Raw genomic sequence first — 17,731 nt, 5'->3', positions numbered from 1 at the left:
TTAATTGCGCTTGTTTTTAAAATAGGCGTAGTGATTAAGTCAACTCTGTTTGTTAAAAAACGGACATGCTATATGAACAAAAAACCACTTATGCTGGTGGCGCTACTGTGCGCATTACCTGCAATGAGCGTTTTGGCAAAAAATGAGCCTCAAAACGTATTAACGCTAAAGCAAGCGCTTAAAAATACCGAGCAGCAAAATGCTGAACTTAAACGCTACCCGTATCATCAAAAAATATTAACGGCGCTTAAAACCCAAGCTGCGCTTTCACCTAATCCTGAGCTGAGTTTTGAAGCTGAAAATTTTTTTGGAACTCACGGCTCTCATGCGTTTTCGGGGGCGCAGTACACGCTGGCTTTAAGCCAATTAATAGAGCTGGGTGATAAACGCCAAAACCGCATTAACTACGCCACGGCAAATATAAAAGCGCAAACAATTGAGTATAAAAATACTCGGTTAGCACTTTTAGCAACCACCGCTGAGCGCTATTACCAAATACTTAAATTTCAGGCGTTAATTGCTTTAAATAGTGAGCGTAAAAACACCGTTAAGCAGGCACTTAACGCAATTGAAAAACGCGCTAAAGCGGGTGCAGCCTCAAGTGCTGATGTAACCCGCATGCGTTATGCATTAAGCCAAGTAGATTTAAATACGCTGATGCTAAATAGCGAATTTGAGCGTGCGCGCTTAGCTCTAACCGAGCTTTGGCAAGAGCCGCAAGTGAGTGATTACTATGCTGGCGATTTATCACAAATAGCTGCTGTTAAAAGTGAAGCAGTGCTACTTGATGCGGTAAATACAGCACCTGAATTTGCACTGCTGCAGCAGCAATATATGCAGCAAACGGCTAATTTGTCGCTGCAACGCTCAAGCGGGCAAAGCGATTTAACCCTGGGTGGTGGCGTGCGATATAACCAGCAAACTGATGCCAGCTCGTTGGTGTTTTCTTTTTCAATGCCACTGCAATTAAGCAATTCTAATAGCGGTAATATTGAGGCTGCAAAGCATCAACTTACGCTACTTAATGAGCAACAAGGGCAATTACGTGTTCAGCTACGCCAGCAAATACGCACTTTGTATGCGTATTACCAAGGTAAAACTGCGCAGGCACAGCTATTAACACAGCAAGTTATTCCACAAGCACAAACGCTTATAAAACAAAGTTTAAAAAGCTATCAACAAGGGCAAATATCGGTGTTGCAATTACTCGACGCACAGCAAGCTTTATTTGATTCTAAACGCGCACTTATCAACATCCATAGCGAGCTATATCAAGTACTGCTTACCCTTGAGCGTTTAACTGGCCAACCTTTAATTGAGACTCATCAATCATGAATAACACTCTTATCGCATTATTTATAACGCAATTATTTGCACTCCCATTATTAAGTAGCACGGCTATGGCATCAGATAGCCATCACGAAAAAGGCCACGAAGAAGGCCACAAAGACGAACACACACAAAAAGGCCCACACGGCGGATTTTTACTAACCAATAACGCCCTTGATTTAGAGCTTAAGTTAACCCAGTTTGCAGGTAATACCGAGCTGCGAATATATGGCTTTAATAACAATAAAGCCATTGATATAAACCAGTTAGACGTAACCATAAACGTGCAGCGTTTAAGTGAAGAGCCACAGCTTATTCGTTTTAAAGCTGAAGATGACTATTTAGTAAGTACCGTGAGCGTAAACGAGCCGCATTCTTTTAAGCTTGATGTAATGGCACGCTATAAAGGCGTTGAAATAAATTATCATTATGAGCAAGAAGAAGGGCGTACAACGCTAAGCTCCCAAGCAATTGAACGCGCAGGAATTAAAACCGACATTGCAAAAGCAGGTAGCGTTGAACTAACAGATACTTTATTTGGTGTTATAGCACCCACCGCGCACGGCACCGTTGAAGTAATGGCGCCTTATACCGGCTTAGTTAACGATATCTTTGTAAGCATTGGTCAAAACGTTAAAAAAGGCGATAAACTTGCCAGTATTACCAACCGCGAGACCCTACAAAATTACACCATAAAAAGCCCAATTACAGGCGTTATTACCGAGCAATATTTAAAGCGCGGTGAGCTTGCCAACAGCGCATTAATGCAAATAGTAAACCTTGAAACCGTATGGGTCGAGCTCTCGGCTTTTCCTGAAAATATTGAAAAGCTCGCCATAGGACAAAGCGCAAAAGTGTACGATTTACATCATCATTTAAATGCGCAAGGTGAGGTGTTTTACATAGCCCCGATGATGAGCGGCGGGCATATTGCGCGTGCGCGAATCGAGCTTACAAACCCTGATGGTCATTGGCGTCCTGGTATGCATGTTAATAGCGACATTAGTACTGCAAAAGTAGATGCTGCAGTGCGAGTAAAGGCTACAGCTGTGCAGGAATTTAACGGCAAACCTAGTGTGTTTATTAAAAGCGGCAATGTATTTGAAGTACGCCCTGTAAAGCTTGGTGCTAAAAACAGCGAGTGGGTAGAGGTACTTGAGGGGCTCTCGCCAAATAGTGAGTACGTAACGCAAAACAGTTATGTAATTAAAGCCGATATATTAAAAAGCGGCGCAAGCCACTCACACTAGGAGGCAGCATGATTAACTGGATAGTTTCTTTTGCGGTTAAGCGCCGCATGATGGTGCTTGCGCTCACACTTTTATTTGCTGGGTTTGGCGTATACAACACACAAAATTTAGCCGTTGATGCCGTACCCGATATAACTAACGTGCAAGTTCAAATAAATACCAAAGCGCCGGGCTTTACCCCGCTTGAAGCCGAGCAGCGCATTACATATTTGATTGAAACTGCAATGGCGGGTATTCCTAAGCTTGATTACACCCGCTCAATTTCGCGTTATGGGCTTTCGCAAGTTACCGTTATTTTTAATGAAGGGACCGATATTTACTGGGCGCGCCAGCAAATATCAGAGCGCATACAAAGTATTCGATCAGACTTGCCAGCCAATATTGAACCAAACTTAGGGCCAATTGCCAGCGGGCTAGGGGAGATTTTTACTTATTCTGTGCATGCAAATAACGGTGCATTAAAAGATGATGGTACGCCATTTAATGCAGAAGATTTACGTACCCTGCAAGATTGGGTTATTCGCCCGCAGTTATTAAAAGTAAAAGGCGTTACCGAAATAAACAGCCAAGGAGGCTTTGAGCGCCAATATCAAGTAGCGCCCATGCCAGAAAAACTACTCGCTTATAAGCTCACGCTAAGCGATGTAATTACTGCACTTAAATTAAATAACAGTAACCAAGGCGCAGGATTTATAGAGCGTTTTGACGGGCAATATTTAGTGCGCTCGCCAGGGCAATTAAAAACCATTGATGATATAGCTAATACCGTAGTTGCTAAGCGCGATGATGCACCAGTACGCATTAAGGATGTAGCAAATGTGCGCCTAGGTAAAGAACTCAGAACCGGCGCTGCTACTTATAACGGTAAAGAAACCGTGCTTGGCACCGCCATGATGCTAATTGGCGAAAACAGCCGCGTAGTGGCAAAAGCCATGGCAGATAAACTCAAAGATGTACAACTAAGCTTGCCTGAAGGTGTTGTGGTAGAAGCAGTTTATGACCGCACAACCCTTGTTGATAAAACCATAGCAACCGTAAAAACCAACCTGTTCGAAGGCGCGGTATTAGTGATTGTTATTTTACTGCTACTACTGGGTAACGTAACTGGCGCATTGATTACGGCAATGGTTATTCCACTTAGTATGTTATTTGCCATAACAGGCATGGTGGGTAATCGGGTATCGGGTAATTTAATGAGTCTAGGCGCAATCGACTTTGGTTTAATCGTTGATGGCGCTGTAATTGTGGTTGAAAACTGTTTGAGGCAACTTGGCCTTGCGCAGCACAAACATGGCAGGCTACTTACATTAAATGAGCGTTTAAGTGTTGTAACCGCCGCTACTAAAGAAGTATTTAGCCCAGCGGTGTTTGGCATTTTAATTATTATGCTGGTGTATTTGCCGCTGTTTGCGCTTAGTGGTGTAGAGGGCAAAATGTTCCAGCCAATGGCATTTACTGTTGTAGCCGCACTAGTTGGCGCACTTATTTTTGCTGTTACCTTTGTACCTGCGGCTATTGCGGTATTTGTACGTGGCAAGGTGAGTGAGAGCGAAAATGCGGTTATGCGGGTTATTAAAAAAGGCTACAAACCACTGCTTGGTTTATCGCTTAAGTTGCCGTGGGTAATGTTAAGCATTGCTGCTGTGCTTGTAATTGCACTTGGCTTTAAAGTTAAAAATATGGGCGCTGAATTTTTACCGCAGCTTGATGAAGGCGATATAGCCATGCACGCACTGCGCATTACCGGCACCGGTATTGAACAATCGGTAAAAATGCAAAAAGAGCTAGAGCAAGCCATTTTAGACATACCTGAAGTTGAAAAAGTATTTTCAAAAATTGGCACTCCAGATGTAGCAAACGATCCTATGCCACCTAACGTTGCCGATACCTTTTTAATGTTAAAGCCGCGCGAACAATGGCCTGATCCCGCTTTAAGTAAAGAAGAGCTGGTTAAGCAAATTCGCCATTTAGTAAATGAAGTACCAGGTAATAATTATGAGTTTACGCAACCTATAGAAATGCGTTTTAACGAGTTAATAGCAGGCGTGCGCGCCGACGTTGCGGTGCGTATTTATGGCGATGATTTATCAACATTAAAACAGTATGGCGAAAAAGCCACAGCCTTGGTGCAAGACATTACAGGCGCAACTGATGTACGCCTTGAGCAAATGGAAGGTTTGCCTACACTTTCGGTAACGCCGCTTCGCGATCATATGGCGCTGTTAGGTTTAACAGTAACCGATATACAGCAAAGTGTAAGTGCTGCGGTAGGCGGTGTACAAACCGGGCTTATTTATGAAGGCGATAAACGCTTTTCGTTATTAGTGCGTTTAGATGAGCGCTGGTCAAACGATGTATCACAGCTTGCGCGTTTGCCAGTGGCCGTGCCCAAAAGTGCCAACCCAGACCTTGCATTTGTACCGCTTGGCGAAGTTGCAAATATTAGTATTGATAAAGGGCCTAATCAAATAAACCGTGAAAGCGGTAAGCGTAATGTTGTTGTTACTGCAAATGTAGAAGGGCGTGATTTAGCAAGCTTTGTAAGTGATGCACAAGCCGCTTTAAATTCAGATCTTAATTTACCAAGTGGTTATTGGATTGAATACGGCGGTACATTTGAGCAATTAGAATCGGCAAGTAAGCGGTTATCGCTGGTGGTGCCAGTTACTTTATTGCTTATATTTGGCCTGCTTTACAGTGCGTTTAATTCACTTCGTGATTCGTTAATTATATTTAGCGGCGTACCACTTGCACTGACCGGAGGTGTGCTTGCGTTATTGCTGCGCGATATGCCGCTTTCAATCTCAGCGGGCGTGGGGTTTATAGCGCTAAGTGGTGTAGCGGTATTAAATGGCGTGGTTATGCTGTCGTTTATTAAACAATTAAGAGCCGATGGGCTCAGTTTAATCGATGCGATACAAACAGGTGCACTTTCGCGCCTGCGTCCAGTACTTATGACCGCTTTAGTGGCAAGTTTAGGGTTTATTCCTATGGCGCTAAATACTGGCACCGGCGCTGAGCTACAAAGGCCGCTGGCGACGGTTGTTGTAGGAGGGATTATTTCATCAACCTTACTTACGCTATTAATATTGCCTGCACTTTATAAGCTAGTACATGCAAAATTTAACAAGCAACAAAGAGCTTAGCTAATTGCACCTGTTAGATAACGTAAAAGCAGCTGAAGTTTCAGCTGCTTTTTTGTTGTTAAGTAAACTTTGCAGGTTAATTATATTGAAAAAGGTTATCCCAGCGCTCATCCAAAATAGTTTTTGCGTGTTCCAAATTTATTGCGCTATACACATCATTAGTACACGTCACTAAGCGCATACGCTCCAACTTTTCAAGGGCATCACTAATTTCAAAGTCGAGTTCGCACTGATATTTACTTTTAAACCAATCCTCTATTTGTTCATCAAGCGTTTGGGCGGTTAAGCCGTTTTCTGATTTTAGTAAAAACGTATACGCAAGCAGCGCTTCTTTTATGTCTTCCTCTTCGGCGGCGTCTATAAGGGTGTGAAAAACACCGGCGTTATTATCAAGGTTTTTAAAGTAGAGGTTATCGCTAAGCGCTTTCATAAATTTAATTTTACGGTTTTTAAACTTACTCCACTCTTTAAAAATAAAGCTGCCAAATACTCCCATGCCAATAGCAAAGGTAATAAAGTGTTGTTGCGTCATTTCGACAGCTTCACTTCTAAAGCCCCCCCAAAAAGCAAACAGAGCAAATAACAATAAAATTGATGCGCCAAGCTTAGTTATAAGTACCACTGCACCGCCAACTAAAGCCGATGAGCCAATAATTGCTTTATCAATAGGGCGCATGCGTACTTCGCTATTAGGAAATAGCATTTCGAGATCGGCCTTTGGCACATTTTGAAACAGCTTAACTATGGTCGAACTTGGCTCAAACCCTAAAGGCATTTTATTTTTAGCTTCAAAATAAGCGCTGTCTTTAAAGCGAATAAACACGGCTACTCGGTCGTAATTAGTAAAGTGCAGCGGTTTTTTACGAAGGCCCCAAAAGCTGGTTATGGTTTCAGTGAGTTGCGACTCGCCACGGCGATAAAAAACCACTTCTTCAAAGTCATCAAATTCAACCTCAAGGCGCACTTTAAATAGTGACTCTTCGTTCAATGCATCTTGTAAGTCTTCATTGGTGATCACTTCAAAGTTAGCTGCATTAAGTACCTTAGCAAAATCTTTAGCAAAATCACGTTGGCACTGCGCTTTTTGATCCTCCGATACTGGAGCTAATGATCGCGTGTCACTGTTGGGATCAAACGGTGCGTAGTTGTTTTTAAGTGATTCAAGTGTTGAGTGGTAATCGTAATGAATAAGGCTTGCTAGTAAATCACAAAATTGTTTAAACGATGTTTTTTGTGTACTGCTTTTAAGCTCTTCGCTACACATATCAACAATATCTTGCTTTCTAAAAGGAATAAAACGCGCACTTTGCATAAGTTTTTAACTGCTTTGGTAGGTATTTAACTGCATTGACACATAATAAAATATTCTTATGGATATTACTAATTTGTTAATGCAGTAGGGCGTATTGATCATTGGTGGTTGAATTTGCAGCTGTGTGTTTGGTTTTTAGGCAAGGCAGAGCCTATGTAGTGTCGTTATTCCCCATAAATAAGGCGATAACGCAGCATAAATACCAAATGCGCTGCCCTCTGGGTTCTTTCTAGGGACGATTAACTCTTTGTGCCTACATGGATGTAGGTAAAGGGCGTGAGCAGGACGCGGAAGCTTTGCTCGATTTTTACTTATTCTTACATGGATGTAAGCCAGTAGGGTAACGCAGGAGCAGTTACCGAGCCTACTAGGTTACAAACCTCGCGTCGCGATTTAATCTTCCTTGGATTGAACAAATTTCAATCCACAAAGATCAATACGTCCTAGGACCTGTAGATTTACTACACTGTTTTCAGCGTGTATTAACCTAAATATGTAATTATTAGCTCATTGAATAATCTTGTTCTTACTGATAAGTGAAAAGGATTTACTATGGCCATTCAAAAAAAGCTAAAAGAAAAAACGCGTAATTTTATTGACTCTAAGCATATGCTTAGCGGTATTACAGTGGCGTCGTTTTTAGAGTCAACCATAGTTCCTATTCCACTTGAAGCAGTGCTTGTGCCTCTTATGCAGGCTCGTCGAGAAAAGCTATGGCTTATAGCATTAATGGCGACCTTGGGCTGCATAGTGGGTGCATTGTTTGGTTATGCATTGGGTTACTATTTATTTGATGCAGTAGGCGATTGGATTATTAATACACTCTCGAGCCCTGAGCAATTTGAAAACGTTAAACAAAAAATGCAAGATCAAGGCTTTTGGTTTGTAATAACACTGGGTATTGTGCCCATTCCGTTTCAAATAGCGATGCTTGCAGCGGGCGCGACTAAGTACTCTATTTGGTTATTTTTATTGGCCTCAGGTATTGCGCGTTCTATTCGTTACTTTGGCCTGGCTATTATTGTTTATTATGCCGGTAATGAAGCTGAGCGAATTATTAGTAAACATAAAACTAAAGCGATGATTGGCATTACTATTTTAGTGTTGGGATTGTGGGGACTTAGTACCGTAGTTTAAGTTTAAATTTGAGGGGGATTACGGTTTTCATCTTCGTGATGGTTTTTATTATTGTGCTATAGTTTTCAAATGAAGTACTGAAAAACCTAGCAATTAATATGATTGAAACAGTAAAACTTACCGTTAAACTTTCTAACTTTTATAAAATGCCTTTGATCAATAAAGTTTTAAGTTTAGCTTTATTGATCTATATTGCTATTTTTTCAGCCTACTCCCTAACTAGCTTTCCTCCCTTACAAGTTCAAAACAATGTGTACGGTTTTACTACCGATTTTATTAATTTAACTGTCATTATATTTCTGTTTTGGATGGTTCAATGCTCTGATCTATCTAAAAAAGCATATATTTTTTCTAGTTTTGGTTTATTACTATGGAGTATTGGCACCACGGCAGACGTGCTTGATGAGTTAGTTGTGCAACCTTATTGGATAAGTATTTATTTTGAGGACTTATGCAGAACCAGCGGCATGCTTTTAACTTCCTATGGTTTATTTAAAACTATGCGCTTTGTACAAAGTATTAATAACCGATTAGCGCGTGAGCTCATTATTGACGATTTAACCAAGGTACATAATAGACGTTATTTTTATCAGCACGCTAAAGATGCTCAGCACTCACCTTACGTTATTTTAATTATCGATATAGACCACTTTAAAGCAATCAATGATGAGTTTGGTCATGATGTTGGTGATGTAATGCTTAAAGAACTAGCAACTAAATACGACAATGCTTTTACGCACCAAAACAAATTTGCTCGCCTCGGTGGTGAAGAATTTGGTGGCTACTTGCCTACAAATAATATGACGCAAGCGTGTGATTTTTCGCAGCAATTAATTGACCTTGCGCACACCATAAATATTCAAAACTCTCGTCACTTAACAGTAAGTATAGGTGTTGCAATGCAAACGCCTAATGAGCCTTTAGATAAAGTAATGAAGCGCGCTGACCAAGCTTTATATTTAGCTAAAAAAAATGGTCGAGATCATTTTGAAGTTGCCCCGTAAGCGTTTTTAATTATATTAAAACACGTCCTTATTGTTTGCACATTTACTACACTTTTTAACGTTTTCGTAAGGAAGTGTCAGTGAGGGTAATGCTTTGTAAATCATGAAATTAAAATAGAATGTTTGGGTCATAATGGAGATATTAATAATAAGGAATAACCTTAATGACCAACTCCCTTTTAAAAGCTGCATTACCCTTAAGTCTAATTACTATTTTGTCGGGCTGTGGCTCTGACGATAGCTCAAGCTCTACAGGTTACATCCAATTGTATAACGGCTCTTACAATAGCCCATACACGCGTTTGTTTGTTGAAGAAACAGAGCGTTCAGGCGCTGATTTTGCCGATGTAACTACTCGCCATAACTACAGTACAGGTACTTATGATGTAAGTTTTGAATACCTAGATGCTAACGACAGCTATATAACAATTAGCGACCAAGAAATTTCTATTAAAGGTGACAAAACACAGTTAGTAGTAATGAGCGGCAACTTCGATGAACCTACATTTACAGAGCTTAGCGTACCTATCACAAGCGATACGGGTGAGTTTAACTTAGGGTTTTATAATATTGCAGGGGAAGACACTAACTACGATATTTACTTAGCAACTGATGATGGCGTATTTGAAAGCGCGACACTTTTTTCATCGGCTCAATATTTAAGTGAGTTAGACCTGCAAAGCATTGATGAAGGTTATTACACTATTTATATAACTCAAGCGGGCAGCAGTGATGTTGTGTACGAGTCGTCATCTGTTTATTTATACGACGAAGCAAGCTATGTAGCAATGATCCGCCCAAGTTATGCAACAGAAGAAGGCGGTATTACGCTTGATGTAGTAACCGATAATAATTACGTTACTGAGCTTAAGCACCAATCTGCGTTGGGGCAATTACGTTTTATAAATACGATTGATGACTACTCGCCAGTTAGCTTTTCGGCTACACGTGGCACAACTGTAAATACAACAAATACAGTCGCTAGTGATTCGTATACAGACTATGTTGAACTTTCGCCTAATAGTTACAGCGTAGCGATGTACGACGAAGAAGGCACAAAGCTTGCCGATAACTTTTTAATGACGCTAGAGCGTGAGCAAAGTGCGGTGGGTATTTTTTATAACGACGTTGATAACGGTCTACGTATGATGAGCGTTGAAGAAAACCTAACGCCAAGTAGTTACAGCCATACGGTATCGGTTGTAAACCTAATTGAAAGCTATGCAGGACAATCGGTTTCAGATGTTGATGTGTACTTTACACTTAACGGCGAAACTGTAGACGACACCAGTAACGTAGTTGATGGTTTAGATAGATACGATCAAGAAGAGCAGGTTGTAGATAACGAAGTTTACACTGTTTATGCTGTATATGAAGACAACGGTCAGCAAATTGTGCTTATTCAACAAAGCGATATGGACTTTACACAAGAGGGTAATTACATATTGATTTTAGAGCATGATGAAACAACAAGCTCAGGTTATAAAATGACCCTAGAGCGTACTATCACCGATAGTGTTGAATAAACCTAAATATATTATGTAGCGTAAAGCCTAAGTACTTTAAGTGCTTAGGCTTTTTTATCGAACAAAATTTACCTACTTATTAATAATTAGGTACACTCAGGGCATAATAATTAATAAGAGTGTGCCATGGATGATTTAGTTGGGTTAGCCGTTATAGTAATACTGGTTGTAGTTGCCGGTGCTATTTGCGGCTTAATAGCGCTAGTGCAGTTAAATGGATTAAAACAAGAAGTTGCTGTTTTAAGGGCCAAAATAACACATCTACAAACACATAAACCGATATCGCAAAGTGAACCTCAAAGCGAAGCATCTACTGCTCAGGTAGCGCTTTCAAGGTCTGAGCCAATCGCTTATAAAGCACGGTCAAACTTAACGCCCCAAAGCGCGTCACCACCTGTAATAAATCAGCCATCAGCGCCTCCTAAAAAAGCCAAACCAGCTAAAGCATCAGCCATAGAATTACTATTTAATAAATTGCGCGCAGGGTTTGAAGAGAACTGGATGACCTGGATAGGCGCAATAGCGCTTGCGTTTGGGGGCATATTTTTAGCTAAATACAGCCTAGAAGCTGGATTACTATCGCCTGTAATGAGGTTGAGTTTAGGTGGCTTATTTGGGCTTAGCTTAATTGCAGCCGCGGCTTATTTACATCATAAACGCATTGTATTTGAAGGCTTTAATAATTACATACCCGCAGCGCTTGCAAGCGGCGGGTTTATTACCTGTTTTGCTTTAACGCTTTTAGCTTACAGCAGTTACGACATGCTGAGCCCTACCGTGGCATTTTTTGCGTTAGCTATTATAGCAATTAGTGCAAGCGCGATGGCGCTTAGGTTAGGCCCGCTATTGGCCGTGCTTGGTATTATTGGCGCTTACAGCGTACCACTATGGGTTAGCACTGGCAGTGGTAACTTATTTGCGCTGTTAATGTATGTTGGCTTTGTAAGTTTGTCGGCTGCGTTAGTTGCACATAAAGTACAGCGAGCTTGGTTGTGGTATTTATTATGGGTTGGGCACATTGGCTGGTATTTAGTTGGTTTTACGCTACTTAAAGCTAATACCGTTTGGTTAATGGGGGCATTTGCTTTACTTAGTATTGTAGGGTTAATTGCTATACCGCGCTTAGGTCTAAAACTAAATGTTATTGAACATCGCCCGCACAGTTTAAAACGCTTAATTAAAGTGCTTCCAGATCATGCATTACTACTCGCTTTTATTGCGCCCTTAATATTTACTATGTTGATCAGTCACTTTGATATGCAGTGGCAAGCAATCGGCGTGTTAAGTATTGTATTGGTGTTGTTTTTAGTCCTTAAAAATAGCCGTTGGGATATTTGGCAGGGCGTAGCGTTAGTTATTTCAACGCTATTAGTATTAGGCGCTGAGCGCACGCATCTTTCGCCAAATCTATATGATGACGCCCTCTTTGTATTCAAAAATGAGTATGGTTTGGGTTTATTACTCGGGTTGTTACTTACCGCTTTTGGGCTCTATTACGGTAAAAAACAGATTAAGCGTTTAGCGTTTCATATTACGGGGGCATTTAGTGCATTTGTAATGATAGCTACTTTATATACGCTTATTCCTAATTCTGCGTTAAGTACTGCATATCCACTTTGGGCCGTTGCATTGTTTGTAGTGGCGGCTATTTTAATAAAGCTCGCGCAGCATAATACAACGCTATTTCAGCGTTTTACTTATTGGGTAGGGGCTAATGCCAATATTACGTTAGCAGTTACCATGCTATTAAGTGACAGCGGCCTAACCATTGCACTGGCTGTACAAGTATTACTTATAAGCGTACTTATAAAACGCTATAACGTGCCTATGCCGCATTGGCCTATAAAAGCCTTAGTTGCTGCGTTATTACTGCGCTTAACGCTTGCGCCTTGGACACCAAGCTACGATGCGTTAACGGTATTTGGTTTGCATTGGAGTATTGTGGTTTATCCGTTATGTATCGCGTTATTTTTTGCCGCAGCTAAGTGCTTTGACTCATCAAAACTTAAAATATGGCTCGAAGGTGCAGCCCTTCATTGTTTAGCGCTTTTTATTACTACCGAAACAAGTTATCAGCTAGTAGGGCATTATCCGCAATTTGATTCACTTAACTTTTACGAACAAATACTCCTTACCTGTAACTGGCTTGCATTAGGGTGTGTGTATTTACACAGAGCAAAACTTGCCGGTACTTTAGCTAAGTTATATAAAGTGGCGGGTTTTGCACTTGCGGGGTTAGCAGGGCTTTTTGCTATTAAAACACTACTTGACGATAACCCATTATTTGAATCACTTTACATAGGTGAGCTGCCAATATTTAACTGGTTATTACTATTGTGGTTAGTTCCTGCAGGATTAACGCTTTGGCTGGCCAAGCTTGTAAAACCAATAAATGCTAAAGCTACGCCATTTATATTGGCCGTTGCGGGTGGCTTTATATTATTGGCAATAAACAGCTTTATTCGTCAGTACTGGCAAGGTCCTTATATTTACTTATCCAAAGGGGCGAGCAATGCAGAGCTTTATAGTTACTCTGTTATTTGGTTAGTATTGGGTGCGGGTACTGTTATTTTTGGTCATTTAAAAAATCAATTATTAATACAAAAAATAGGCCTAGGCATACTAGCTGCAGTTATTGTTAAAGTGTTTTTAATTGATATGGCTAACTTGGAGGGCTTACTTAAAGCGCTTTCGTTTATTGGATTAGGGCTTTCGTTGGTGGGGTTAAGTTGGTTGTTCCAAAAGCTTAGAAGCCGAGTAAATCCAGTTTAATTTTATGAACACTTTATAAAGCAAAGCCCAGTGAAGATACTGGGCTTTTTGTTTTACGCTATTACTTGATAGCTTTTAACTAGAACACTTTTAACTAGAACACTTTTAACTAGAACACTTTTAACTAGATCACTATGTACTGTGATTAAGCAGTGCCTTTAGTTTGCCCGGTTTAATTGGCTTACTTAAATAATGAATATTAGCGGCTTTGGTTTCTTGCTTAAGCTCGGTGTCGCGCACGGCGGTAATTAAAATAGCAGGGACTTGGCTTTGCCAAATTTCGCGCAGGGTTTTAATTAGCGTTATCCCATCGCAGTCATTGCCTAATTGGTAGTCCATTAAAATAACATCGGGTGCACCGTTTTCTTTAGCATGCGTCAGTACATTATCTACGTTATCAAAAAGGGTGTAATTAGCTTGCCACTTTTTAAGTAAGCTTGCCATTGCTGCTAAATTTTCAGGGTCGTCGTCTACGGCAACAATATTAATTGCTGCACGGTTTTCTATTAGGCTGTTTGTAGTACTTTTTTGTTGTACAAACTGCTCGTCACCATAAGGTACCTCAATGCTAAAGCGGCTACCTTTATTTGGCTCAGAATGCACATCAAGCGGCAAACTTAATAAGTCAGCCATACGTTTTACAACACCTAAGCCTAAGCCTACGCCTTTGTTATCGCCCGACTCCACACGGTAAAAGTCGTTAAATATTTTGGCTTGCTCTACTTCGCTAATACCGGGGCCTGTATCCCATACTTCTATTCGTAAATTGTGCTTTCGGTTCCTGCAGGCAATTAATACACGGCCATTGTCGGTGTATTTAACTGCATTAGAGACCAAGTTTTGAATAATTCGGCGCAAATAGGTTATATCGCTGTGCACAATTTGTTGGTTTGAACGCACACTAAGCTTAAGGCCTTTATCACTTGATAAAATAGCGTATTCACTTTGTAGTGGCGCTAAAATATCTTCAATATAAAAGTGGCGAGGGGTAGGGGTCATAGCGCCTTGCTCAAGCTTAGCTATTTCAAGCAATGCCGACATTAAATGCACGGTTGAATCGAGACTGTCGCCTAGTTTTTCAAAGCTGTTTTGGTTAGTGCTGTCGAGCTGTTTTTCGTCAATAGCGGCAAGGTATAAACGTGCTGCATTTAACGGCTGTAAAATGTCGTGGCTCGCCAGTGCTAAAAAGCGCGTTTTACTGTCGTTGGCTTGCTCTGCTTCTCGTTTAGCTAAAGTAAGTGCTTGCTCAGTTTGTACACGGCTATCTATTTGAGCTTGTAAGTCTTTATTGATAGTTTGCACTTCTTGAGTACGTGCTTCTATGCGGTTTTCAAGATCCATGTTTACTTCTTCAAGCGCATTTTGCGTACTTATGTGGTTTGTAATATCTGAAAAGCTGGTAACAAATCCGCCATCGGGCAGCGGATTACCAATCATTTCGTATACTTGGCCATTACGACGGTGGCGAATAAAATGATGCGAGCTGCCATATTTTAAATGCTGTACACGTTTTTCTACTTGGCGTTCTATTTCACCAGGGCCACATTCACCACGGTTAGCGTTGTATCTAATAATGTCTTCTATGGGTTGGCCTACTTCTAAAAAGCCTTCAGGGTAGCCAAACATTTCATTGTAGCGTTTGTTCCATGCAACGAGTTTTAAATCTTTATCAACAACTGAAATACCGTGGCTTAAATTTTCGAGTGAGGTAAATAACAGATTTTGATTAAATTGCAACGCTTGTGTGGTTTCGTCAAAAAAGTTTACAACTTCTTCAAACGCCATACGTTTACCCGACGATACCGTATGTATTAATGCTTGCGCTGACGATGCACCAAGCACGCCTGTTAACGCGCGTTCGCAGTAGGCTATAAATTCAGGCTCTGGGTGTGCGTTGTTATCACTTAAATGATGGGCGAGTGCGTAATGGGCCAGTACTTGTTGGCTGCGCTGAATACCTAGAAATGTTTGCAGTAGTATTTTAAAGTCGTAAACGGTGGCTTTTACGTCTTTATTTAAGCGCCTTGATAAAATAGCCTGATCTTTAGGGTTAACAAAAGCAGCGGCCTGAATTTTATCAATTAAGCGCTCCTCAGCCCCAAGTGAAAAACTAATATAACAACCAATATTGGCAAACAAAGCTATCAAGGTTCCACGCGTTATAAGCGTTTGTTGCAGCTCGCTATCAAGGGTTGTGCCGGCATCGAGTATTGGCAGCATTAAAAATAGTATCCAGCAAATAAAGCCTGCTACCAAACCCGCATACACCCCATAAGCATGACCTTTTCGCCAATATAAACCACCCACAATAGAGGGTAGCAATTGGGTAACAAGTGAAAATGCGACCAAGCCCATACTGGCCAGTGCGCTACTATGGCCAAACCATTGCTGATAGAAATAGGCCAAAATTAATATGCCTGCAATAGCAAAGCGCCTTACAAGTAATATACGAGACTTATAACTGCTGGTAATTAAGTTACGTTTAAACTTTCTACGCAGCATTAACGGCAGTACCACATCGTTTGAGATCATCGTGCTTAATGTAAGCGTTGCTACCACTATCATTGCGGTGGCGGCCGATAGCCCACCTATAAATACAAAGGTGGTTAAAAAAGCGTTGTCGTTAATTAGCGGTAGGGCAAGTACAAAGCTGTCGGGTGAATAGCCGCTGCCAATTTCAGGATGAATGGCCGCAGTCGCAATAGGTAAAATCATTGCGGCTGTTAGTAGTAAATACAGCGGAAAAGCCCAGCGAGCGGTAAGTAAGTGGCGTTTGTTTTGGTTGTCGACCACGGTTACATGAAACTGGCGAGGCAAACATATAATAGCCGCTGCAGCCATTAAAGACTGGCCAATAAAGTTAAAGCTAAAAAAGTTAAAATCGCTCCAGTGACCCCAAATAGACTCAGTTACTTTGTTCGTGGTGGCTTCGGGTAAATTAAAAAGTGTAAATACTGCAAGCCCCGCAACGGCAATAAGAGCAATAAGTTTAATCATAGATTCAAATGCAACAGCGAGCATTAAGCCAGAGCGATATTCAGTTACATCAACTTTGCGAGTACCAAAAAATATAGCAAATAAAGCCATAATTAGTGTGGCAGAAAGCGCGAGCATATCGCCGGATATTTTATTACTGTTTTGCAAAAGTAAAAAGCTTGTACTAAGCGCTTTTAATTGCAGTGCAATGTAGGGAATGGTTGCCAGTAATGCGATTACAGTAACCATTATTGCTGTAGTTTGACGTTTGCCGTAACGAGCTGAAATAAAGTCAGCAATAGTGGTTATGTTTTGTTTTTTACTTACCAGTACCAGCTTACGTAAAAATCCTTGGCCGAATAAAAACAGCAACGCAGGGCCTAATAATATTGGCAAGTAACTCCAACTGCTGGTGGCGGCTGTTCCTACCGAACCGTAATAAGTCCAAGAGGTACAGTAAATCCCAAGTGAGAGTGAATACACAAAAGGGTGATGGCTAATACGCTTTGCTAAAGGGGTTGTTTTATCGCCCCAATTGGCAAGCCAAAACAGCACACCTATATAACTTAAAGCAACAATAATGAGTACGGCAGTCATGTTGTTATTAAACCTTATTATTTTAAATAATCCCTCATCCCTATGAGGGATTAACACAATACCAGAACTGAGGTTAAGTGTGAGGGTTGAATTTAAAATAAAACTTTTATTTTATTTATATCTTACTGAATATTAACAGTAAAAATAAAACACCCTTGAGCATTAGACTAATGTCGCATTAATGACCAACTTATCAATTTAATCATAAAGCCAGCTTACAAAAACAGCCTAAGTAATTGAAATAATATAAAAATATATAAAACACGCTTGAATGACAAATACAGTTTACGTAAACGTTAACAATCTGTTACGACTATGGTCTCAATTCAATATGTAACCAGCGTTGCTAAATTGGTAAGCGAAGATAAAAAACCACTCATCGCGATATTGCGGTGCTTAAAGGGGAAAACAAAAATGGCTTTTAAAGATGAAGAACAAGCAAAAGCTTATTGGGCAGAAAACATTTCGCTGTTATTTAAACTGTTAGCAGTGTGGTTTGTCGTGTCTTTTGGCTTTGGCATATTACTGGTTGATGTACTTAATGAAGTACGTTTTTTTGGGTTTAAACTTGGCTTCTGGTTCGCCCAGCAAGGCGCGATTTATACCTTTGTTGCTTTGATTTTTGTGTACGTTTTCAAAATGAATACGTTAGATAAAAAATACGGCGTAGACGAATAGGAGC

10 protein-coding genes are annotated in these 17,731 nt (G+C 40.7%); 8 read left to right on the top strand and 2 right to left on the bottom strand.

Features of this window, described 5'->3' with window-relative positions; translation table 11 throughout:
• Nucleotides 1–72: 72 nt before the first annotated feature.
• The 3 genes from H5161_RS00295 to H5161_RS00285 are packed head-to-tail and all read left to right on the top strand — an operon-like array spanning nucleotide 73 to nucleotide 5,725.
• Nucleotides 73–1,335 (top strand): TolC family protein, encoded by a 1,263-nt coding sequence (locus H5161_RS00295; protein ID WP_182768481.1) that lies wholly within the window; start codon nucleotides 73–75, stop codon nucleotides 1,333–1,335.
• Complete coding sequence (locus tag H5161_RS00290; protein ID WP_182715582.1) at nucleotides 1,332–2,579, top strand: efflux RND transporter periplasmic adaptor subunit; 1,248 nt, start codon at nucleotides 1,332–1,334, stop codon at nucleotides 2,577–2,579. Before H5161_RS00295 ends, H5161_RS00290 begins: the two co-directional genes overlap by 4 nt.
• An 8-nt stretch (nucleotides 2,580–2,587) precedes the next feature.
• Nucleotides 2,588–5,725 (top strand): efflux RND transporter permease subunit, encoded by a 3,138-nt coding sequence (locus H5161_RS00285; protein ID WP_182768480.1) that lies wholly within the window; start codon nucleotides 2,588–2,590, stop codon nucleotides 5,723–5,725.
• A 76-nt stretch (nucleotides 5,726–5,801) separates the two neighbouring features.
• Here the strand turns inward: H5161_RS00285 and H5161_RS00280 are convergent, their stop codons facing one another.
• The gene (locus tag H5161_RS00280) at nucleotides 5,802–7,037 is read right to left on the bottom strand and encodes a TMEM143 family protein (RefSeq protein WP_182768479.1); all 1,236 of its coding nucleotides are present in this window, start codon (nucleotides 7,035–7,037) and stop codon (nucleotides 5,802–5,804) included.
• 552 nt (nucleotides 7,038–7,589) lie between these two features.
• Here H5161_RS00280 and H5161_RS00275 point away from each other — a divergent pair.
• From H5161_RS00275 to H5161_RS00260, 4 genes are all read left to right on the top strand, one after another.
• Nucleotides 7,590–8,174: a YqaA family protein gene (locus H5161_RS00275; protein WP_002961545.1), complete on the top strand. Its 585-nt coding sequence runs from the start codon at nucleotides 7,590–7,592 to the stop codon at nucleotides 8,172–8,174.
• A 98-nt stretch (nucleotides 8,175–8,272) separates the two neighbouring features.
• Nucleotides 8,273–9,178 carry a GGDEF domain-containing protein gene (locus H5161_RS00270; RefSeq protein ID WP_182768478.1) on the top strand — a complete coding sequence of 302 codons (906 nt, stop codon included), beginning with the start codon at nucleotides 8,273–8,275 and terminating at the stop codon, nucleotides 9,176–9,178.
• A 164-nt stretch (nucleotides 9,179–9,342) separates the two neighbouring features.
• Nucleotides 9,343–10,704 carry a hypothetical protein gene (locus H5161_RS00265; protein WP_076925304.1) on the top strand — a complete coding sequence of 454 codons (1,362 nt, stop codon included), beginning with the start codon at nucleotides 9,343–9,345 and terminating at the stop codon, nucleotides 10,702–10,704.
• A 126-nt stretch (nucleotides 10,705–10,830) separates the two neighbouring features.
• Nucleotides 10,831–13,476 (top strand): DUF2339 domain-containing protein, encoded by a 2,646-nt coding sequence (locus tag H5161_RS00260; RefSeq protein ID WP_182768477.1) that lies wholly within the window; start codon nucleotides 10,831–10,833, stop codon nucleotides 13,474–13,476.
• Nucleotides 13,477–13,608: 132 nt separating this feature from the next.
• Here the strand turns inward: H5161_RS00260 and H5161_RS00255 are convergent, their stop codons facing one another.
• Nucleotides 13,609–17,049 carry a PAS-domain containing protein gene (locus H5161_RS00255; protein ID WP_182768476.1) on the bottom strand — a complete coding sequence of 1,147 codons (3,441 nt, stop codon included), beginning with the start codon at nucleotides 17,047–17,049 and terminating at the stop codon, nucleotides 13,609–13,611.
• A gap of 414 nt (nucleotides 17,050–17,463) precedes the next feature.
• Here H5161_RS00255 and H5161_RS00250 point away from each other — a divergent pair, with 414 nt between their 5' ends.
• Nucleotides 17,464–17,727 (top strand): DUF4212 domain-containing protein, encoded by a 264-nt coding sequence (locus H5161_RS00250; RefSeq protein WP_002961535.1) that lies wholly within the window; start codon nucleotides 17,464–17,466, stop codon nucleotides 17,725–17,727.
• Nucleotides 17,728–17,731: the final 4 nt, after the last annotated feature.

This window comes from Pseudoalteromonas sp. SG43-5 (genome assembly GCF_014164345.1).
Lineage (GTDB): Bacteria > Pseudomonadota > Gammaproteobacteria > Enterobacterales > Alteromonadaceae > Pseudoalteromonas > Pseudoalteromonas distincta.
Note: the sequence above shows the minus strand (reverse complement) of the source record. Positions and strands in the feature narration are given on the sequence as shown.